Source organism: Roseateles sp., assembly GCF_049240545.1.
GTDB lineage: Bacteria > Pseudomonadota > Gammaproteobacteria > Burkholderiales > Burkholderiaceae_C > Paucibacter_A.
Genome location: NZ_JBMLSK010000107.1, coordinates 134,973 through 152,040, shown reverse-complemented (window position 1 = coordinate 152,040; position 17,068 = coordinate 134,973). Strand labels below are relative to the sequence as shown.

Sequence of the window (17,068 nt, the reverse complement as noted above, 5' to 3'; positions counted from 1 at the left end):
CGCTGGTGGCGATGGTGGGGATGCGCGCCTCGTGCCAGCCGATGCCGGTGTTGATCAAGGTCGCACCCGCCTTGACCACGCCGCGCGCCAGCTCCAGCACTTCGTCCCAGGAGCTGCCGTTGGGGATCAGGTCCAGCATCGAGAGCCGGTAGATGATGATGAAGTCCGGCCCCACGGCCTCGCGCATGCGCGTCAGGATCTCAATCGCCAGCCGCATGCGATTGGCATAGCTGCCGCCCCAGCCGTCCGTGCGCTGGTTGGTCGCGCTGACCAAGAACTGGTTGATGAAATAGCCTTCGGAGCCCATCACCTCCACACCGTCGTAGCCGGCCTCGCGGGCCAGCTTGGCGCAGCGGATGAAGGCGCGGATCTGCCGCTCGATGCCGCGCTCGCTCAGCTCACGCGGGGTGAAGGGCGAAATCGGCGACTGAATGCGCGAAGGCGCCACGCAAAAGGGCTGGTAGCCATAGCGCCCGGTGTGCAGGATCTGCAGCGCAATCTTGCCGCCCTCGGCATGCACCGCCTTGGTCACCACACTGTGGCGGCGCGCCGCGCCCGAGGTGGCCAGCGTGCCAGCAAAGGGCTTGGCCCAGCCTTCGATATTGGGCGCATAGCCGCCGGTCACGATCAGGCCCACCTCGCCGCGCGCGCGCTCGGCGAAGTACTCGGCCATGCGGTCGAAATGCTTGCGCCCATCTTCAAGCCCGGTGTGCATGCTGCCCATCAAGACGCGGTTCTTCAGGGTGGTGAAGCCCAGATCCAGCGGTTCAAGCAGATGGGGGTAGGTCATGGGCGGCTCCGGGGCAAGTGAATTTTTGATGCTAGCAGTCGATCCCCCGCCCCTCCCCCGTGCTTGCCCTGCTTTGGAGAGCTCGCCCTACTCCCTGCAAGTGCCGAACGGCGGGTCAAACGGGGCTGAGGCAAGATGCGCGCATGTCTGCCGATGCCCGCCCCTCCCCAAGCCCCTACGCTCGCTACAGCCTGGCCGTCGGTCTCGCCATCGTCATCGCCTGGGGGCTGAACTTCCCCTTGCAAAAGGCGCTGCTGACGGCCATGCAGCCGGAAGGCTTTTTGTTCCTGCGCTTCGCACTGATGCCGCTGCTGGTGATCGGTCTGCTGCTGCATCGCTACGGCCTGCGCTGGCCGCGCGTGTCAAGCAGCGACGCCTGGGCGCTGGTGCGCTTAGGCCTGCTGGGCCAGGGCCTGCATCTGGCCTTGAGCAGCTATGGCATTCATTTCTCCACCCCGTTTTCAAGCTCGGTGCTGCTGGCCTGCGGGCCGGTGTTCACCTTGCTGATCCTGCGCGCCTTCGGCATTGAAAAACTGCGCCCGGCGCAACTGGCCGGTATTGCCGTCGCGGCGGGAGGCGCCTTGCTCTTCATGTCGGACAAGCTCTTGGCCGCCAACTGGCGCGCCAGCGGCGGTGACGCCATTTTGCTGCTGGCCGCCGCGATGTTCAGCTACTACACCGTGGCCGCCAAGCCATTGATCGCCCGCCACGGCGCCGTGCTGGTGATGTGTTACGCCAGCTTGGCGGCCACCTTGCCGGTGCTGGCCTACGCCTGGCCGGTGGCGCGGACGGTGAATTGGGTCGCCGTGTCGCCGCTGCTGTGGCTGGGCACCGTGTGGGGCATCGTCGGCATTGGCTTTCTGACCTGGCTGGCCTGGGGCTGGGTGAATGCCGAGCGCGGCGTGGCGCGCACGGCACCCTTGATTTACCTGATGCCGCCGATTGCAGGCATCGCCGCCTGGTTCAGCACCGGCGAGCAATTCACCGCACCCAAGCTGATGGGCGCCGCCATCACGCTGGCCGGTGTGGCCTGGGCGCAGTTTGCGCCCCAGCCCAAGGCCCGGCCGATCGAGTCGGTCTTGCCTCTGGACTGAGAAGCCCGCGCACAAGTCGCTACCATGCCCTCCATTTCTCGCAGCCTTCAGAGCCCCGCACCATGACTTTGCAAACCATAGAAATGCACCCCGCCGGCGAAGCCCGCGCCAGCTTGATCGTCCTGCACGGCCTGGGCGCCGACGGCGCCGACTTCGTTCCCATGGTCGATGCCCTGCAGCTGGCCGAGGTGGGCCCGCTGCGCTGCGTGATGCCGCGCGCCAAGGAGCGGCCGGTGACGCTGAACAATGGCTATGTGATGCGGGCCTGGTACGACCTCTACGGTTTGGAAACCCATCGACGCGAGGACGAAGCAGGCTTGCGAGACTCCATCCGCGAGGTTCATGCCTTGATCGACCGTGAGCGCGAACGTGGCGTGCCCGCACATCGCATTGTGCTGGCAGGCTTCTCGCAAGGCTGTGCCATGACGCTGTTGGCGGGCTTGCGCTACCCCGCGCGCCTGGCTGGGCTGGCGGGCATGTCGGGCTATCTGCCTTTGATGGCCAGCACCGCCGCCGAACGCCACGCCGCCAATGCCGAGACGCCGCTCTTCCTAGCCCACGGCAGCCAAGACGATGTGGTGGCCATCGAGCGCGGTCGCACCGCACGCGATGCCTTGGCCACCCTGGGCTACCCGATCGAATGGCACGATTACCCCATGGCGCACTCGATGTGCATGGAAGAGGTCAATGACTTGAACCGCTGGCTGCTGCAGGTCTTGAAATAGAAGATTATGCTGGCAGCCTAATGAGCAAATTTCTGATGCCATGAACGCTGCTTTTCCCCGTCCCTGGTCGACCTCCACAGCCGCGCGAGGCCTGTGCTGGCTGCTCGCGGCCCTGAGTCTGCTGCTGCTCCTGCCGGGCTGCGCCGGCCTAGCGCATCGCGACGCGCTGAAGGTTCAGGTGGCCGGCATTGAATCGCTGCGTGGCGAAGGGCTGGAGTTGCGTTTTCTGGTCAAGCTGAGGGTGCAGAACCCCAATGCGGCCGCCATTGAATACGAGGGCGTGGCGCTGGAGCTAGATCTCAACGGCAAGAGCTTTGCCAGCGGTGTCAGCGGCCATAAAGGCCTGGTGCCGCGCTTTGGCGAGAGCGTGCTTGAGGTTCCCCTGACGGTCTCGGCCCTGTCGGCCGTGCGACAGGCCCTCAGCCTGCCCGGAGCGGCCGACAAAGGCGAGATGCCTTATGTGCTCACCGGCAAGCTGGCGGGCGGCTTGTTCGGCACCGTGCGATTCAACAGCAGCGGGACGCTGAAACTGCCGAACTGAGCCTAGGTCTTGCTCTCGGAGTAGAAGCGCACCCCGCCCTGGCCCACGGCCTTGGCCTCGTACATCGCCTTGTCGGCCTTGGCCATGATTTCGGCGCGGGTGTGGCCATCTTGCGGGTAGCGGCCCATGCCGATGCTGGCCCCCAGCTGCAGCTGATGGCCTTCATAGGCAATCGGCGCGGTCAGGCCATTGAGTAGCTTTTCGGCGATGGCCGCCACATGGGCCATGCTGGTCTGGGCGTCCAGCAGCACCACGAACTCATCGCCACCGAGGCGCGCCACGGTGTCCACCTCGCGCATCATGCCCTGCAGCCGCTCGGCCACGATCTTCAAGACCGCATCGCCGGCATCATGGCAAAAGCGATCGTTCAGTTGCTTGAATCGGTCCAGGTCGATGAACAAGACGCAGACGCCTCCGCCGTGTCGTTTGGCATGCGCAATGGCGGTATCGAGCCGCCCCTCCAGCAGGCGCCGGTTCGGCAGACCGGTCAGCATGTCATGCTGCGCCAAATGCTCCAAGGCCTCTTGCTTGCGCACCAGGTCGGCCATCTGCTGCTTGATTTGTTCCTGCATCTGAGCAAAGTTGCGGGCCAAGCTGCCGATCTCATCCTGCCGAGTCAAGGGCAAGGGGCCGGCCGGCAGGCCTTGGGCAAAGCGCTGAGCGGCCTCGCTCACCGCATTGATGGGGCGGGCAAAGAAGCGCGCCAGCCCCATGGCCAACAAGAGGCAAAGCAGGCACAAGGCGGCCACGATCTGCAAAGTGGCCAGAGCCAGCTCACGGGTGCGGCCCAAAACATCTTCGAGCGGCTCGCCCAGGCCCAGCACCATGCGGCTTTCAGACGAATGCACCTTGATGCCCTGGGCCATGAAGGCGGCCACGATGGGGGTTTGGGCATAGACGTTTTCGCTCGCCTCAAAGACGACCTGGTTCTTCTTGCCTTGCACCAGGTCCAGCGTCGGCGGCATATCGTCTTGAATCAGCTGACGCTGCCCCCGATCGAAACCGAAGGTCTTGCCCGCATCCGGATGGATCAGGATGTCGCCTTCGGCATTCGCCAAAAAGACCTGATAGTTGACCGGCAAGTCCGCCTTCAACAAGGCAAATATGCCTTGCAGGTCCACATTGACCACCACCAGACCCAAGGCGTCGCCAGAGCCCGCACCCGGGCCGGCAGCCTCACGCACCGGCATGGCCAGCTGCAGCGTGGGCTGGTTCTGCCCGGCATTGGCGCTGACTTCATGGTTGATGCTGACGCGGGACAAATAGGTCTCGCCCGCGGCCAGCTTCAAGGTGTCGGCCACGTAGTCGTAATGGCCCTTCTCCTGCAGGTCCAAGCCCTGCACCCGCACCAGACCGCTGCTGCGGCGATCCACCCGGACGCGCTCCAGCCCATAGTCGCTGGCGGACACCAAGCGCAGCTGGAAGTAGGCCGGATTAGCAGCCATGAATTGGCTGAACAAGGTGGCCATCTGCTCGGCCGCTGCTGGCTCGCCGGGCTTGAGCAAAGCCTCGACCGCCGCCGGATGGTTGCTCAAGACCTGCAGATGGCGGCTGATTTCCTCCCGACTCACCGAGATGCGCCTTGCCAGCACACGGGTCGAGGTCAGCAACTCTTCTTTGGCGGCATTGACCAGCATGTCTCGGCTGGCCTCATAGGCATAAAACCCCGTCAGCCCGGCCGCCATCACACCGACGGCGGCCAGCAAAAGGCCCAGCTTGACGGCAATGCCCTGACGTTGCGATTTCTTCATGGTGCCAAGACTCTCGATGCGCGATCGCCCGAGATGATGCGGGCCCATAGCTGATTGCGCCGCTCTTCGCTTTCCACCGGCTGCAGCCAGATCAGCGGGTCCTCGGCCCGGTAGTCGGACGATTCCAGGGTGGTATTGCCCAGGCCTTGGCGGCTGCCCAGCAGGCGGCTGGCTTCGTCTTCCAGCACATGGTTGATCCAGGCGTGCGCCAGTTGTGCGTCTTGCGCCGCCCGCGTCACGACCCAGCAGTCCAGCCAGGCCAGTGCGCCCTCCTTGGGAATCGCATAGGCCGCATCCACGCCGGCGGCCCTCAGCTGCAGCAATTGCTGGCGACCAAAATTGGCCAGCATCAGCACCGCTTGGCGACGCTTGAACAAAGCCACCGATTCCTCCGGCCCGGTGTAGAAGCCCCCGGCATTGCGACGCAGCGCAATCAAGCGATCCACCGCTGCAGGCCAGCTCGAGGCCGGGATGGCGAAAGGCGTGGGCAAGCCCAGGCTTTGGGCCGCCAAGCTGAAGTTGTGCGTGCCGCCGTCATAGGCGATGACGCGCCCCCGATAGCGCGTGTCCCACAGGGCGGCGATCGAGTCCGGCGCTGCCGGCACCCGGCTGCGGTCATAGATCAGGCCCATTTCTGCAAAGGTGAAAGGGACGCCATAACGCCGACCTTCAACGCTCAAACCGGCCATGGCGCTGCCGCTGCGAAATCGCGGCAGCTGCTTGGCCAGGTTGGGAACCAAGCTGGGCTTGATCTCGGCCAACAGGTCTTGACGAACATAGCGCCGGATCTCCGCCGTATTGACAGCGAAGACATCAAAGTCTCCGCCTTGCCGAGCATTGACTTTCTGCCACAGATCCACATCGGAATCGATCACCGTCAGCGCGACCTGGGCGCCGGTGCGCTGCTCAAAACGCTTCAGCACCTCGGGTTCGGCATAGCCCGGCCAGGCCAGCACGCGCAGCCGCTTGCCCTCTGCCGCCCAGGCGGGCGCCGCCACGGACACCAGCGCCGTGCTCAAATGCTTACAAAAATCTCTTCGCTGCCACATGGCCACATGCATTGGGTTTGAAGTTCGGCACGGGACGCGTGGCCCGCAATGCCTGAAGAATGCTTGGATCAAACTCGAATACTGCGCTATGCCGCTGACTTTTCCTTGAAAGGCCTGGGTGTCTGGGCATCGTCCGTTACTTTTAGCACACAGAAGGGTCGAATCAGGCCGCTGGTCGAGCCCGCAGACCGCGCCAAAGCAAGCGTTTGAAGGCCTCCAGCAACAGCAAGACTAGCAGTCCCAAGCCCAGCGCTCCGCCCAACAAAGGCAGCGGGGGCAGCGCAAAGCGAAACACCTCGCGCAAGACCGGCACACCCAAGGCCAGGGCCAGCAGCGCCACGGTGCCGCCCAACATCAGCCAGAGCAGGCGATTGGGCCGCAACCAACCCTTCACCATGCCGCCGGACATGGAGCGATTCGCCAAGATCAAAGCCATATCGCAGGCCACCAGGGCGGTGAAGGCCAAGGCCCGCGCCTGCGCCTCCTCCACGCCCGCCGACAAGAGCGACGCAAACCAGCCCCCCACGGCCAGCAGCAGCACCCCACCTTGCGCCAAGCTCCACAGCACAAGACCGGTAGAGAACAAAGGCGCCGCCGGATCGCGCGGCGGGCGGCTCATCACATCGGCCTCCTCGGGCTCGGCTTCAAACACCACCGAGCACACCGGGTCGATCAGCAACTCCAAGAACGCGATATGCACCGGCGACAAGATCACCGGCCAGCCCAGCAGCAAAGGCAGCAAGGACAGGCCCGCGATCGGCACATGCACCGCCATCACAAAAGCCAGAGCCTTGCGCAGATTGTCAAAAATGCGCCGCCCCAGGCGCACCGCATGCACGATGGACGCAAAGTTGTCGTCCAGTAGAACCAGGCTGGCCGCCTCGCGCGCCACATCGGTGCCGCGCCCGCCCATGGCAATGCCGATATGGGCGGCCTTCAGCGAGGGCGCGTCATTGACGCCGTCGCCCGTCATGGCCACCACCTCGCCCTGGGCCTTCAAAGCCTCCACCAGCGCCAGTTTTTGCGCCGGCTTGATGCGAGCAAAGACCTGCAGGCTTTGCACCTGACGCTGCATTTCAGCGTCACTCAAGCCGGCCATATCGGTGCCCGTCAGCGCTTGGGCCGTGGCGCCCGAAGGCAGCAAGCCGGCTTGGCCTGCGATGGCCAAGGCCGTGGCCGGGTGATCGCCAGTCACCATCAAGACACGCAGGCCAGCCGCCCGACACTCGGCAATCGCCGCCGGCACCTCGGGCCGCAGCGGGTCAGCAAAGGCCAGCAAGCCCAGCAGCTTGAAGGCAAAGCCCGCCGGCTCGGCCGGCCAGGGCGGGCCCGGCCATTCGGCTTGGGCCACCGCCAAAACGCGCAGGCCGCGTGCGGCCATGGCCTCGGTCTGCGCCTGCACGGCCGCCCGAAGCTGAGGCTCCGGTGCGCACAAGGCCAGCACAGCTTCCACCGCGCCCTTGATGGCCACCGCATGCGAGGCTTGGTCTTCGGTCTGCCAAACATGAGTCATGGCGGGCAAGCTGGGGCTGAGCGCGTATTCATGCACCAAGACCCAAGCGGGATGCAAAGCCTCAGCCGGCAACTGGGCCTGGGCCAAGGCCAGCAAGCTACGCTCCATCGGGTCAAAGGGCTCACGCTCGCTGGCCAAGACGGCCCACTCCAGCAGGGGATGCAGGCCCGCAGGCAAGGGCTTGTCACCCACGGACCAAGTCAGCAATGAAGCAGCCCCGCCTGGACCGGGCATGTAAGCAGTCAGCTCAGCCACGGCCATTTGATTGAGCGTCAAGGTGCCGGTCTTGTCGGTGCACAAGACCGTGGCCGAGCCCAGGGTTTCAATGGTCGCGGGGCGGCGGGTCAGCACTTGCTGGCGCGACAAACGCCAAGCGCCCATGGCCATGAAAACGGTCAGGATCAGCAAGAACTCCTGCGGCAACATAGACATGGCCAGGGTGATGCCGGCCAGCAGGCCGCTCAACCACTCGCCGCGCGCCAGGCCATAGATCAAGAAGAGCAAGAGGCTGAGGCTCAGACCAATCACCGAGAAGATGCGCACCAAGCGCCGCGTTTGTTGGTGCAAGGGCGTGGGCGGGATGTCGATCTCGGCCAAAGACTTGCCGATACGGCCCATCTCGGTGCGCGGCCCGGTGGCGGTGACGCGCGCCCGCCCCTGCCCGCTGACCACCAAGGTGCCGGCAAAGACCTGGTGCTGCTCGCCAAGGGCCTGACCCGGCTCCTGGCTGTGCTTGGCCACGGCCAAGGACTCACCGCTGAGCAAGGACTCATCGCACTGCAGATCATTGGCCTGCAAGAGCTGCGCGTCGGCCGCGACCCGATCACCCTCGGTCAATAACAACAAATCACCACAGACCAGCTCTCGGCCTGCGATGCGCAGCGTCTTGCCATCACGGATGACTTGGGCGCGCGGGCTGCTCAGATCACGCAGCGCTTCCAGCACCCGTTCGGTACGCTGCTCTTGGCTGACGCTGATGATCACCGTCAGCAGCACAAATGCCAGCAGCATCAACGCCTCGCCCCGGTTGCCCAGCAGCAGATAGACCGCACCGGCGGCCAGCAAGAGCTGCAACATCGGCTCGCGCGCCAAGTCGGCCAAGATGTGCCAGGCGCGGCGCTTCTTCGGCGGACTCAGCTCGTTGGGGCCGTCTTCAGCCAAGAGCCGGTCGGCCTGAGTTTGGCTCAGGCCTGAGTCTGCTGCGAGGCTGGCGTGTTCATTCATGAGTCTCATTGTGCTGAGCCCTCGGGGCCTGCTCTTGATGTAGCGCAAGGCCTTCATGCATGACATTTCGCCTTAAGACTGCCCTAAGCTGGGCCGCGCAAGATCTCAGACATGAGAAACGCACACCGCCCCCTTTTGGCTGCGCTTGTTGTCATCAGCGCTCAGATCGGAACAGCCGCTGCGGCCACGCCGGCCGAGCTGCTGGCCGACTACAGCGCGCAAGCCGGTCGCCCCGCCAATGCCCAGCAAGGCCAGGCATTTTTCACCCGCAGCCATGGCGGTGAATGGAGCTGCGCCTCCTGCCACCAGGCGCGGCCCACAAGCGCCGGCCGCCACGCCGGCACCGGCAAGACCCTAGAGCCCTTAGCCCCGGCCTTCAACCCGCGCCGCTTCAGCGACTCGGTCAAGGTGGAGAAATGGTTTCGACGCAATTGCAAAGACGTGCTCAGCCGCGAGTGCAGCGCCGCCGAGAAGGCCGATGTGCTGGCCTGGTTGATGACACTCAAGCCCTGAGGAGGCCGTATGAAAACTACGTTTTGGATAGGCGTGGCGGTCCTGACCCTCTTCGCCCAAGGCAGCGCCGGCGCCGATGAGCATGGCGCTCGCAGCCTGTCCGTGCCGCTGCTGCCCAAGTACCAACAGGAATGCGCGGCCTGCCATTTGGCCTATCCGCCGGGCCTATTGCCGGCGGCGTCTTGGCAGCGGCTGATGACGAGCCTGCCCCAGCATTTCGGCAGCGACGCTTCGCTGGACCCGGCCAGCGTGGCGGAGCTGCAGCGCTGGTTGCTCGCCAACGCCAACACCGCAAAACGAGCGAGCAAGGAACCGCCGCCGCCGCAAGACCGCATCACTCGCTCGTCTTGGTTCATTCGCCAACACGATGAGATTTCAGCCGCCACCTGGCAGCGCGCCAGCATCAAGAGCGCCGCCAACTGCGCCGCCTGCCACCGCCAAGCCGAACAAGGAGATTTCAATGAACACCGCGTCCGCATCCCCCGTTAATTCCATCCCCCAAGTGAGCCCGCCCGGTCGGCGCGTCATCGATGCACCGACTCGCATGCTGCATTGGCTGCTGGCCCTGAGTTTCAGCGGTGCTTACCTCAGCGCCGAGAGCGAGCGCTGGCATGCCGTTCACATCACCCTGGGCTACACGGTGATTGGCCTGGTGCTGGCTCGGGTACTTTGGGGCTTGCTCGGCCCCAAGCGAGTGCGCTTTGGCAGCTGGGCCAGCAAGCTGCGTGGCCTGCCGCAGCAACTGCTGGCCTGGCCGCAAGGGCGTGGCAATGCGCTGGCCAGTTTTCAAGGTTTGAACACCTTGCTCGCGGCAGCTCTCTTGCTGGCAGCCCTGGCCGCCGCATTCAGCGGATTGGGCCTGGAGCAAGAATGGGGTGGCGCGCGGGTCGAAGACCTGTTGGAGGATCTGCACGAACTGCTCGGCAACACCACTTTGGCCGTGGTGCTGGGTCATATCGGTTTGATTGTCGGCATCAGCCTGCTGCGCCGCCAGAACCACGCCTTGCCCATGATGACCGGTCGCACCCCCGGCGCTGGCCCCGACCTGGTCAAGCAGAATCTGCGCCCGCTGGCCGCACTGCTGCTGATTGCCGTGTTGGGCTTTTGGACCTGGCAATGGCAGCAGGCGCCGCTTTCCACGGCTGAGCGACCCGGCATCAGCGCCCGACATCAGGACCCAGATGAAGGCGACGACTAAGTCGGGCCAATAATCCAGCCATGCGAATCCTGCTTGCCGAAGATGATGCCTTGCTGGGAGACGGCCTGCGCGCCGGTCTGCGCCAGCAGGGTTTTGTGGTCGATTGGGTGCGCGACGGCCTGGCCGCCGAGCGCGAGTTGCGGGCCGAGGGCCAGCCCTACGCCGCCGCCGTGCTGGACCTAGGCCTGCCGCTGAAAGATGGGCTGGACGTGCTGGCCGGCTTGCGCCGCGACAAGATCAGCTTGCCGGTCTTGGTGCTGACGGCCCGCGACGCAGTGCCGGACCGGATTCGCGGCCTCGACCTCGGCGCTGACGACTATGTGATCAAGCCCATCGATCTGCAGGAACTGGGTGCTCGATTGCGTGCGCTGCTGCGTCGGGCCCATGGTCAGGCGCAAGAGCTGCTGCGGGTGCAAGACCTGGAGCTGGACCCGGCCGCGCGCACGGTGCTGCGTGGCGAGACGCCCATCCCCTTGTCCACCCGGGAGTTCGATTTGCTGCAGGTGCTGATGCTGGCCGCCGGCCGCGTGCTCTCTCGCGAGCAGCTGGAGCAGCAGCTCTACAGCTGGGGCCAAGAGGTGGAGAGCAATGCCATCGAGGTGCACATCCACCACCTGCGTCGCAAGCTGGGCTCGGAGCTGATCCAGACCGTACGCGGTGTCGGTTATGTGCTAATGCGAGAGGCGCCCAGCGCATGAGGCTGATGAAGATGAAGCAGCCCGCCTCCTTGCAAGGCCGCTTGCTGGCCTGGGTGTTGAGCGGGGTGCTGGCGCTTTGGTTGAGCCTCAGCGTGACGATTTGGTGGGATGCCAGCCACGAACTCGATGAACTGCTGGACGGCCACCTCGCCCAGGCCGCCGCCCTGCTGGTGGCGCAGCAAAGCGGCGCGGATGCTGATGATGACGAACGCGCCATCGACGCCCCCACCCTGCACCGCTACGCCAACAAGGTCGCCTTTCAGGTCTTTCATGAAGGCCGACTGGTGCAGCGATCGGCGCAAGCGCCGGCCGAGCCGATGCTGCGTTTTGAAGAGGGCTTTCGTGAAGGCCTGCGCAACGCCGAGATCGAGGGCCGCCGCTGGCGCGTCTTTGCCGCCTTTGGCGCCGAGCGCGATGTGCAGGTCTATGTGGGCGAGCGCCTCGATTCGCGCCGCTCGATTCTGTGGGCGGTGCTGCGCGGTGCCTTGTGGCCGATGGCGCTGAGCCTGCCCTTGCTGGCCTTGGCGGTGTGGTGGACCGTGCGGCGCGGCACCGCGCCACTGCGCGAGCTGGGTCAGACCCTGTCGCAGCGCAGCGCGCTGGATCTGGCGCCGCTCGACCTGCCGGCGGCGCCCAGCGAGATGCAGCCCATGCTGCGCGCGATGAACGATTTGTTCGCCCGCATCAGCGCCTTGATGCAGGCCGAGCGCCGCTTCACCGCCGACGCCGCCCACGAATTGCGCATGCCCATCGCGGCCATCCGCGCCCAGGCCCAGGTGGCGCTGGCCGAGCCCGACGCCCATCTGCGCCAACATGCGCTGCAAGCCACCTTGCTGGGCTGCGACCGCGCCACCCGCTTGGTCGAACAGTTGCTGACGCTGGCCCGGCTGGAGGCGGGCGAGCGGCCGGCTTTCCAGACATTGGATTTGGCTCAAGTGTTGCGCCAGGTGCTGGCCGACTTGGCTCCCGCCGCCTTGCAACGAGGGCAGATGCTCAGCCTGGACGAAGCGCCAGCCAGCGCAACACTGCAAGGCAATGAACCCCTGATCAGCGCCCTGCTGCGCAATCTGATCGACAACGCCTTGCGCTACAGCCCGGCCGGTGCCCGCGTGGAGTTGCGCTTGCAGGCCGTGGATACGAGTGCTGAGGCCGAAGGCGGCTGGCGGCTATTGGTGGACGACAGCGGCCCCGGCATGTCCGCAGCTGAGCTGCAGCGCCTGGGCGAACGTTTCTACCGCGTGCTCGGCCATGAGGCCAGCGGCAGCGGCCTGGGTTGGACCATTGCCCAGCGCATTGCCGAGCTGCACGGCGCTGTGCTGCAAGCGGGGCTAAGTGAGCGCCTGGGTGGCTTGCAGGTGAGCTTGAGCTTCACACCCGATGCAGCACAGGCGAAGGCTTAGGGCGCTACAAAGCTCTCTTTGCCGGCCTTGCGTTCCGCCTCGGCGATCTTCACATCGGCCTCGTCAACCACATTGTCTTGATTGCGATCATGCAGCTTGAACATGCGCAGGCCGGCCGCTTGAAACTCTTCAAAGCTGATGCTGCCGTTCTTGTCCGTGTCCAGTACGCCGAAGCGCACCTTGGCCTGACGCATCTGGCGCTGCAGTTCCTCGCGGCGGCGCTCGGCGTCGGCCATTTTGCCGATGCGCTGCATCAGGCGGCCTTCAAACTCGCCCAGGTACTCGGCTTCGCTCAGCAGCCCATCGGCATTGAAGTCGATGCGCACAAACTCGACGTGGCGGCTGAGCTTGAACTCCTCCAGGCCGACCTTGCCGTCGCCGTTGAGGTCTTGCTCGTTGATGAAGATGGTGGAGGAATGGGAAGCCGCCAGAGCGGGGACGGCACTCAGGCCGAGCAGGGCTGCCAGAAGCAGGTGTTTCATGGTGTTGAACCTCAGGGTTGGGGCAAGACTTCGAGGGTGAGCGTGGCGGTGGTGCTGAGCCACAGTGCGGCGTTATCGGCCGAGGGGCGACGCACACGCACCTGCAGCAAGTACAAGCCCGCATCCTTGGGCTTGAAGCTCACTTCGCCGGCGGCGTTGGTCTTGAAGTCCACTTCGGCCTGCTTTTGCTTGGCGTAGTGCTGGCCGTCGGCAATCAGCGTTAGGGTTTCGCCCGCGAGCGGCTTGCGGTTCTCGCGCACCCGCACGGTGACGGTCTCGCCGGCATACAGGTCATAGGGCTTGCTGACCGGGTAGATCTCGACGCCCTCGGTGTCGTAGTCCACCGCGCTGGGTCGGCCACGGCTGACGTAGACATCGGCACGGGAGATGCTTTGCACCTCGATCGGCGTATCGCCGGCTTGCACATCGTCTTTGCGCTCGATGAACTGCACCTTGCCTTGGCGCAGCACCGCCTTGGCCAGGCGGCCCTTGCGCACGCCGGACGAGACCAAATAAGTGCCATTGCCAGCAGCCAGTGGTACTTCGAGGTAGCTGGCGTCCTTCAGCTGCGCGGCGGGCGCCAAGGGCAGCTTCTTGCCATCCGGGCCGATCAGGTGAAAAGCCTCGGACTTCATTGCCACGTCCGGCCGCAAATCGCCTTCGGCAAAGGAGGCCTCAACCGTCACATGCTTGCGCTGCTCTTCGGCCGCGAAGGTATTGGGTTTGAGATAGGGCGAGTGCGCCTGAGCCGCCGCGCTGCAAAGCAGCAGGGTCAGGCAAAGGCCGAGTTGTCTTGACTTGAGTGGGTGCATAGTTTTGCTTGTGCCTGTTGAAGAAAAAAGTGCTGTATTGAGTTGGATCCGGCGTTTGGGTTTGCCGTTTTTCACTGGACCGCCCGCCCCAGCGCGAACTGCACCGGGTACTCGACCCAGGAGGAAACGCGCTGATCACCCCGGCGCGCCGGCTGGAAGGGACAGGACAAAGCCACCTGCCGCGCGGCCTCATCCAGAAGCCGCCAGCCGCTGCCGCCCTGAACCACGACCTCCGCCGCCCTGCCCTGCTCGTCCACCTGCACGCGCAGCACGACCCGGCCCTCAACGCCGCGCTCGCGCAGCATCAGCGGGTAGAGCCGCTCGATGCCGCGCGCGCTGCAGTGGCCGTGTTCTGGGGGCAGCGCGGCCGCCTGGTAGCGAGCCTCCTGGGGCTTGGCTGCTTCCACCGGAGCTGGGCGCGGCGCTGCGGGGGTCTCAGTCGTCTTTGACACCACAGCCACCGGACTAAGAGACGATTCAATCGGCGCTGCCGATGGCGGTGGGCTGATCAGAAAGCTGGGGATCGCTACTGCCATGGCTTGCGGCATCTGCAGGTTCGGTGCGGCGCCGAGCAGGCGAGCGGAGGGCGCCCGCTCGAGCACGGCGGGCGCCGCAATCAATCGGACGGTGGTCGAGACTTCGCGTGGCGGCGCCTCGCTCCCGCGCAAGCCGGCGCCAAGCAGCAAGGCCAGAAGCCCGCCATGCAAGACAAGGGCAGCGCCAAGCGCCAGTCGATTCATGACCGCTCTGCCTACTGACGAGTCGCTCAGAAGTCGGCCCGCATCGACAGCTGCAGCTGCCGACCCGGCGCGGTGTAGGCGTCAAGCACCGGGCTGGTGGCCGCAATGCCGCGCACATCCGACCAACGCCAGTACTTCTTGTCGGTAAGGTTGCTCACATAGGCGGCGATGCGCAAGCCCGGCTGGATGCGGTAAGCCGCGCCCACATCGATCACGTCATAGCTGGGCGTTAGGAAGTTGCTGGCCAAGCTGCTGGCGGAGGCCTGTTTGGCCGCGCTGTGCAGCCAAGCGGCTTGCAAGTCCCAGTCACCCCACTCCCAACGCGCCGCCAGATTGGCGCGCAGCGGCTGCACCGTTTCCAAGGGCTTGCTGGCACCGTCTCGTTCGGTCTTGCCGCTGGACTTGGCGATGGCGCCGCTCAGGTGGAGGCCGCTGATCGGCTGCCACATCAAACGCGCTTCGACACCGTGGATGCGCACCTTGGCCAGGTTGACGTACTGAAAGACCAGCGGGTCGGCCGGCGTGCCGCTGCCGCTCACCGTCTCCTGACCAATGAAGTCGCGATAGCGGTTTTCATAAGCGCTGAGCTGCCAGCGCAAGACCTCGGCCAGCTTGCCGCGCAGGCCCACTTCCAGGCTGTTCGCATGCTCAGCCTTCAAGTTAGCGTTGCCTATGCTTCGGTAGCCCTGCGCCGGGTTGGCAAAGCCGTTGTTGACTTGGTCGGGCGTGGGGGCGCGGAATCCCAGCGCCCATTGCGCATAGGGCTGAAAGCCGGCGGCGGCGCGCCAGATCAGACCCAGCCTCGGGGTCAGCGCCTGGTCCGAGAGCGACACCACCTGGCCGCCGCTATAGCCCGCCGTCTTGGGCTTGAGCGAGTAATGCTCGAAGCGCAGGGCCGGGATCACGCTGAAGTTGCCGGCTTCGATCTCGTCTTGCACAAAGGCGCCGCCCAGCGTGTAGTCGGTATCGGGGAAAGGCTTGCTGGGGAAGCTCTCGCCGGCCGGCGGCACGGTGCCGTCGCGCAGACCGCTGATGCGGTTGCGGCTCAGATCGATGCCGTAGCTGAGACGGTGCCCACTCAGCTGCGTCTGCGCCTGGCTCGACAGGCCAATCAGCTGCTCTTCATAGAATCCATCGCGAATGCGGTCCGGCGAGACATAGCGGTCTTCGATGGAGTACTGGCGGGTCTTGCTGTTCTGCACATAAACCTGGGTCTTCAGTGATTGCAGCCAGTCGGCATTCAGGTCCTCCCATTTGTGCTCCAGCGAGACGCGGGTGCGATCGAGTTGGTCCTGCGCGTCCAAGTCCACCACAGCCGTGGGCGTGCTCGGGCTGAAGCTCGCCGCCCGTGCGCTGAGCACCTCGGTGTCAACTTTGCGACGGCGCAGGTCCAAGCTGGCTTGCAGTTGTTGATTGGCATCCACCTTCAACGCGGCCTTGGCCAACACGCTTTCGCTGCGGATATCGCTGGGGTTGGGCCGGGTACGCGTCGCGTTAGCCGCCTCGTTCTCACCCCTGTTGCGCGTCTCATGGCCGCGGCGTACGGTTGCCATCAGCAGGCCCTGCCAAGCACCGGACGCGCCGGCGAAGGCGCCCGTGAGTTTGGTGGAGCGGTCCACCGTCAGCGCGCTGGCGCTCAAGAATCCGGCTTGGGTTTTGTCTTTGCCCAAGAGGTCTGCGGGCGACAAGGTGCGCAGGCTCAGCGCGCCGGCCAGGCCGTCGCTGCCGAACTGCGAAGAAGCCGGGCCGCGCAAGACCTCCGCGCTGACCAGCATATCGGGGTCGACGAAATCAACCCGGCCACTGGAGAAGGCCCCGAAGCTGAAGCTCTGCGGCATGCGGATGCCGTCGATCATCATCAGCACCTGATTGCCTTCCAGGCCGCGGATATTGATGCCTTCATTGCCGCCGCGCCCGGTGGAGGACCCTGCAGCGGTGAAACGTGGCGCCACGGCGCGCACGGCCAAGTCCACCTCGCCTTCCAGCAAGTCTTTCAAGTCACGCGCATCGCGTTGCTGCAAGCGCTTCTTATCGTAGACGGTGACCGTGTTCGGCACGGCGTCACTGGCCCGCTCGGTTCGCGTGGCGCTGACGGTGATTTCGCCAAGGCGGGTGGCCTCAGTGCCAGTAGCAGGGGATTGTTGGGCTTGCCCAGAGATGGGGGCAAAACAGGCGACGAGCGCCAGCGCGACCGGAGTCTTGCGCAGCATGAGCGAGTCCTTTGATGACTGACACGGGCTGGCAAGAGTGCTGGCTTGTGCGGTAAGAAGTGAGAGAGGCAGCAGTTCGAGACAAAGCCTCGATCAAGATAGGTCCCGATCGATTCGGTTGGTGCAAGAAAGCGATCCACCTTCTTAGCCCCGACCCACCCCGTTGCACAGCGACACCCCTTGGAGCGTCTACGCTGACTGCTGACGCTCGAAAGTATAAACGAGAATTATTCGCAATTAATGCTATTGTCGCAGCGAAGTTTCGACAGCCTGTCTGGCGTTCGGCCCCCGATCACTTCGACCTGGTGCCAAAGGACACGAACCAAGG

15 protein-coding genes and 1 pseudogene are annotated in these 17,068 nt (G+C 65.0%); 8 read left to right on the top strand and 8 right to left on the bottom strand.

The features are described 5' to 3' along the window. Positions 1-790 (bottom strand): annotated as a pseudogene (gene fadH / locus ACOVRJ_RS07700) (NADPH-dependent 2,4-dienoyl-CoA reductase); the annotation flags it as partial. A 143-nt stretch (positions 791-933) separates the two neighbouring features. Between fadH and ACOVRJ_RS07695 the strand changes: the two are divergent. From ACOVRJ_RS07695 to ACOVRJ_RS07685, 3 genes are all read left to right on the top strand, one after another. Beyond that, positions 934-1,884 carry a DMT family transporter gene (locus ACOVRJ_RS07695; RefSeq protein WP_422043295.1) on the top strand — a complete coding sequence of 317 codons (951 nt, stop codon included), beginning with the start codon at positions 934-936 and terminating at the stop codon, positions 1,882-1,884. A gap of 62 nt (positions 1,885-1,946) precedes the next feature. After that, the gene (locus ACOVRJ_RS07690; RefSeq protein WP_422043294.1) at positions 1,947-2,609 is read left to right on the top strand and encodes an alpha/beta hydrolase; all 663 of its coding nucleotides are present in this window, start codon (positions 1,947-1,949) and stop codon (positions 2,607-2,609) included. 40 nt (positions 2,610-2,649) lie between these two features. Further along, positions 2,650-3,150 carry an LEA type 2 family protein gene (locus ACOVRJ_RS07685; RefSeq protein ID WP_422043293.1) on the top strand — a complete coding sequence of 167 codons (501 nt, stop codon included), beginning with the start codon at positions 2,650-2,652 and terminating at the stop codon, positions 3,148-3,150. A 2-nt stretch (positions 3,151-3,152) separates the two neighbouring features. On the opposite strand, the gene ACOVRJ_RS07680 is transcribed toward ACOVRJ_RS07685, so the two are convergent. The 3 genes from ACOVRJ_RS07680 to ACOVRJ_RS07670 form a co-directional block, all read right to left on the bottom strand. Further along, positions 3,153-4,901: a diguanylate cyclase domain-containing protein gene (locus tag ACOVRJ_RS07680; RefSeq protein WP_422043292.1), complete on the bottom strand. Its 1,749-nt coding sequence runs from the start codon at positions 4,899-4,901 to the stop codon at positions 3,153-3,155. Beyond that, a complete protein-coding gene (locus tag ACOVRJ_RS07675; RefSeq protein WP_422043291.1) occupies positions 4,898-5,950 on the bottom strand; it encodes an ABC transporter substrate-binding protein in 1,053 nt (350 codons plus the stop codon). Before ACOVRJ_RS07675 ends, ACOVRJ_RS07680 begins: the two co-directional genes overlap by 4 nt. Before the next feature lie 163 nt (positions 5,951-6,113). Next, positions 6,114-8,687, bottom strand: coding sequence for a cation-translocating P-type ATPase (locus ACOVRJ_RS07670; RefSeq protein ID WP_422043290.1), 2,574 nt, complete (start codon positions 8,685-8,687; stop codon positions 6,114-6,116). 111 nt (positions 8,688-8,798) lie between these two features. Here ACOVRJ_RS07670 and ACOVRJ_RS07665 point away from each other — a divergent pair, with 111 nt between their 5' ends. The 5 genes from ACOVRJ_RS07665 to ACOVRJ_RS07645 are packed head-to-tail and all read left to right on the top strand — an operon-like array spanning position 8,799 to position 12,496. Then, a complete protein-coding gene (locus ACOVRJ_RS07665; protein ID WP_422043289.1) occupies positions 8,799-9,200 on the top strand; it encodes a DUF1924 domain-containing protein in 402 nt (133 codons plus the stop codon). A gap of 9 nt (positions 9,201-9,209) precedes the next feature. After that, on the top strand, positions 9,210-9,689 hold the full coding sequence (locus ACOVRJ_RS07660) for a diheme cytochrome c (protein ID WP_422043288.1): 480 nt from the start codon (positions 9,210-9,212) through the stop codon (positions 9,687-9,689). Continuing rightward, positions 9,661-10,398 (top strand): cytochrome b/b6 domain-containing protein, encoded by a 738-nt coding sequence (locus ACOVRJ_RS07655; RefSeq protein WP_422043287.1) that lies wholly within the window; start codon positions 9,661-9,663, stop codon positions 10,396-10,398. The genes ACOVRJ_RS07660 and ACOVRJ_RS07655 overlap by 29 nt, the downstream gene beginning before the upstream one ends. A gap of 20 nt (positions 10,399-10,418) precedes the next feature. After that, positions 10,419-11,096 (top strand): winged helix-turn-helix domain-containing protein, encoded by a 678-nt coding sequence (locus tag ACOVRJ_RS07650; protein WP_422043286.1) that lies wholly within the window; start codon positions 10,419-10,421, stop codon positions 11,094-11,096. An 11-nt stretch (positions 11,097-11,107) separates the two neighbouring features. After that, the gene (locus ACOVRJ_RS07645; protein ID WP_422043285.1) at positions 11,108-12,496 is read left to right on the top strand and encodes an ATP-binding protein; all 1,389 of its coding nucleotides are present in this window, start codon (positions 11,108-11,110) and stop codon (positions 12,494-12,496) included. Here ACOVRJ_RS07645 and ACOVRJ_RS07640 read toward each other — a convergent pair. From ACOVRJ_RS07640 to ACOVRJ_RS07625, 4 genes are all read right to left on the bottom strand, one after another. Then, positions 12,493-12,978, bottom strand: coding sequence for an EF-hand domain-containing protein (locus ACOVRJ_RS07640; protein ID WP_422043284.1), 486 nt, complete (start codon positions 12,976-12,978; stop codon positions 12,493-12,495). The two genes, ACOVRJ_RS07645 and ACOVRJ_RS07640, sit on opposite strands and share 4 nt — an antisense overlap. Before the next feature lie 11 nt (positions 12,979-12,989). After that, positions 12,990-13,790 (bottom strand): DUF4198 domain-containing protein, encoded by an 801-nt coding sequence (locus ACOVRJ_RS07635; RefSeq protein ID WP_422043283.1) that lies wholly within the window; start codon positions 13,788-13,790, stop codon positions 12,990-12,992. Between the two features lie 71 nt (positions 13,791-13,861). Further along, positions 13,862-14,530 (bottom strand): energy transducer TonB, encoded by a 669-nt coding sequence (locus ACOVRJ_RS07630; RefSeq protein ID WP_422043282.1) that lies wholly within the window; start codon positions 14,528-14,530, stop codon positions 13,862-13,864. A 26-nt stretch (positions 14,531-14,556) separates the two neighbouring features. Continuing rightward, entirely contained in the window at positions 14,557-16,740 is a 2,184-nt protein-coding gene (locus ACOVRJ_RS07625; RefSeq protein ID WP_422043281.1) for a TonB-dependent hemoglobin/transferrin/lactoferrin family receptor, read from the bottom strand. Positions 16,741-17,068: the final 328 nt, after the last annotated feature.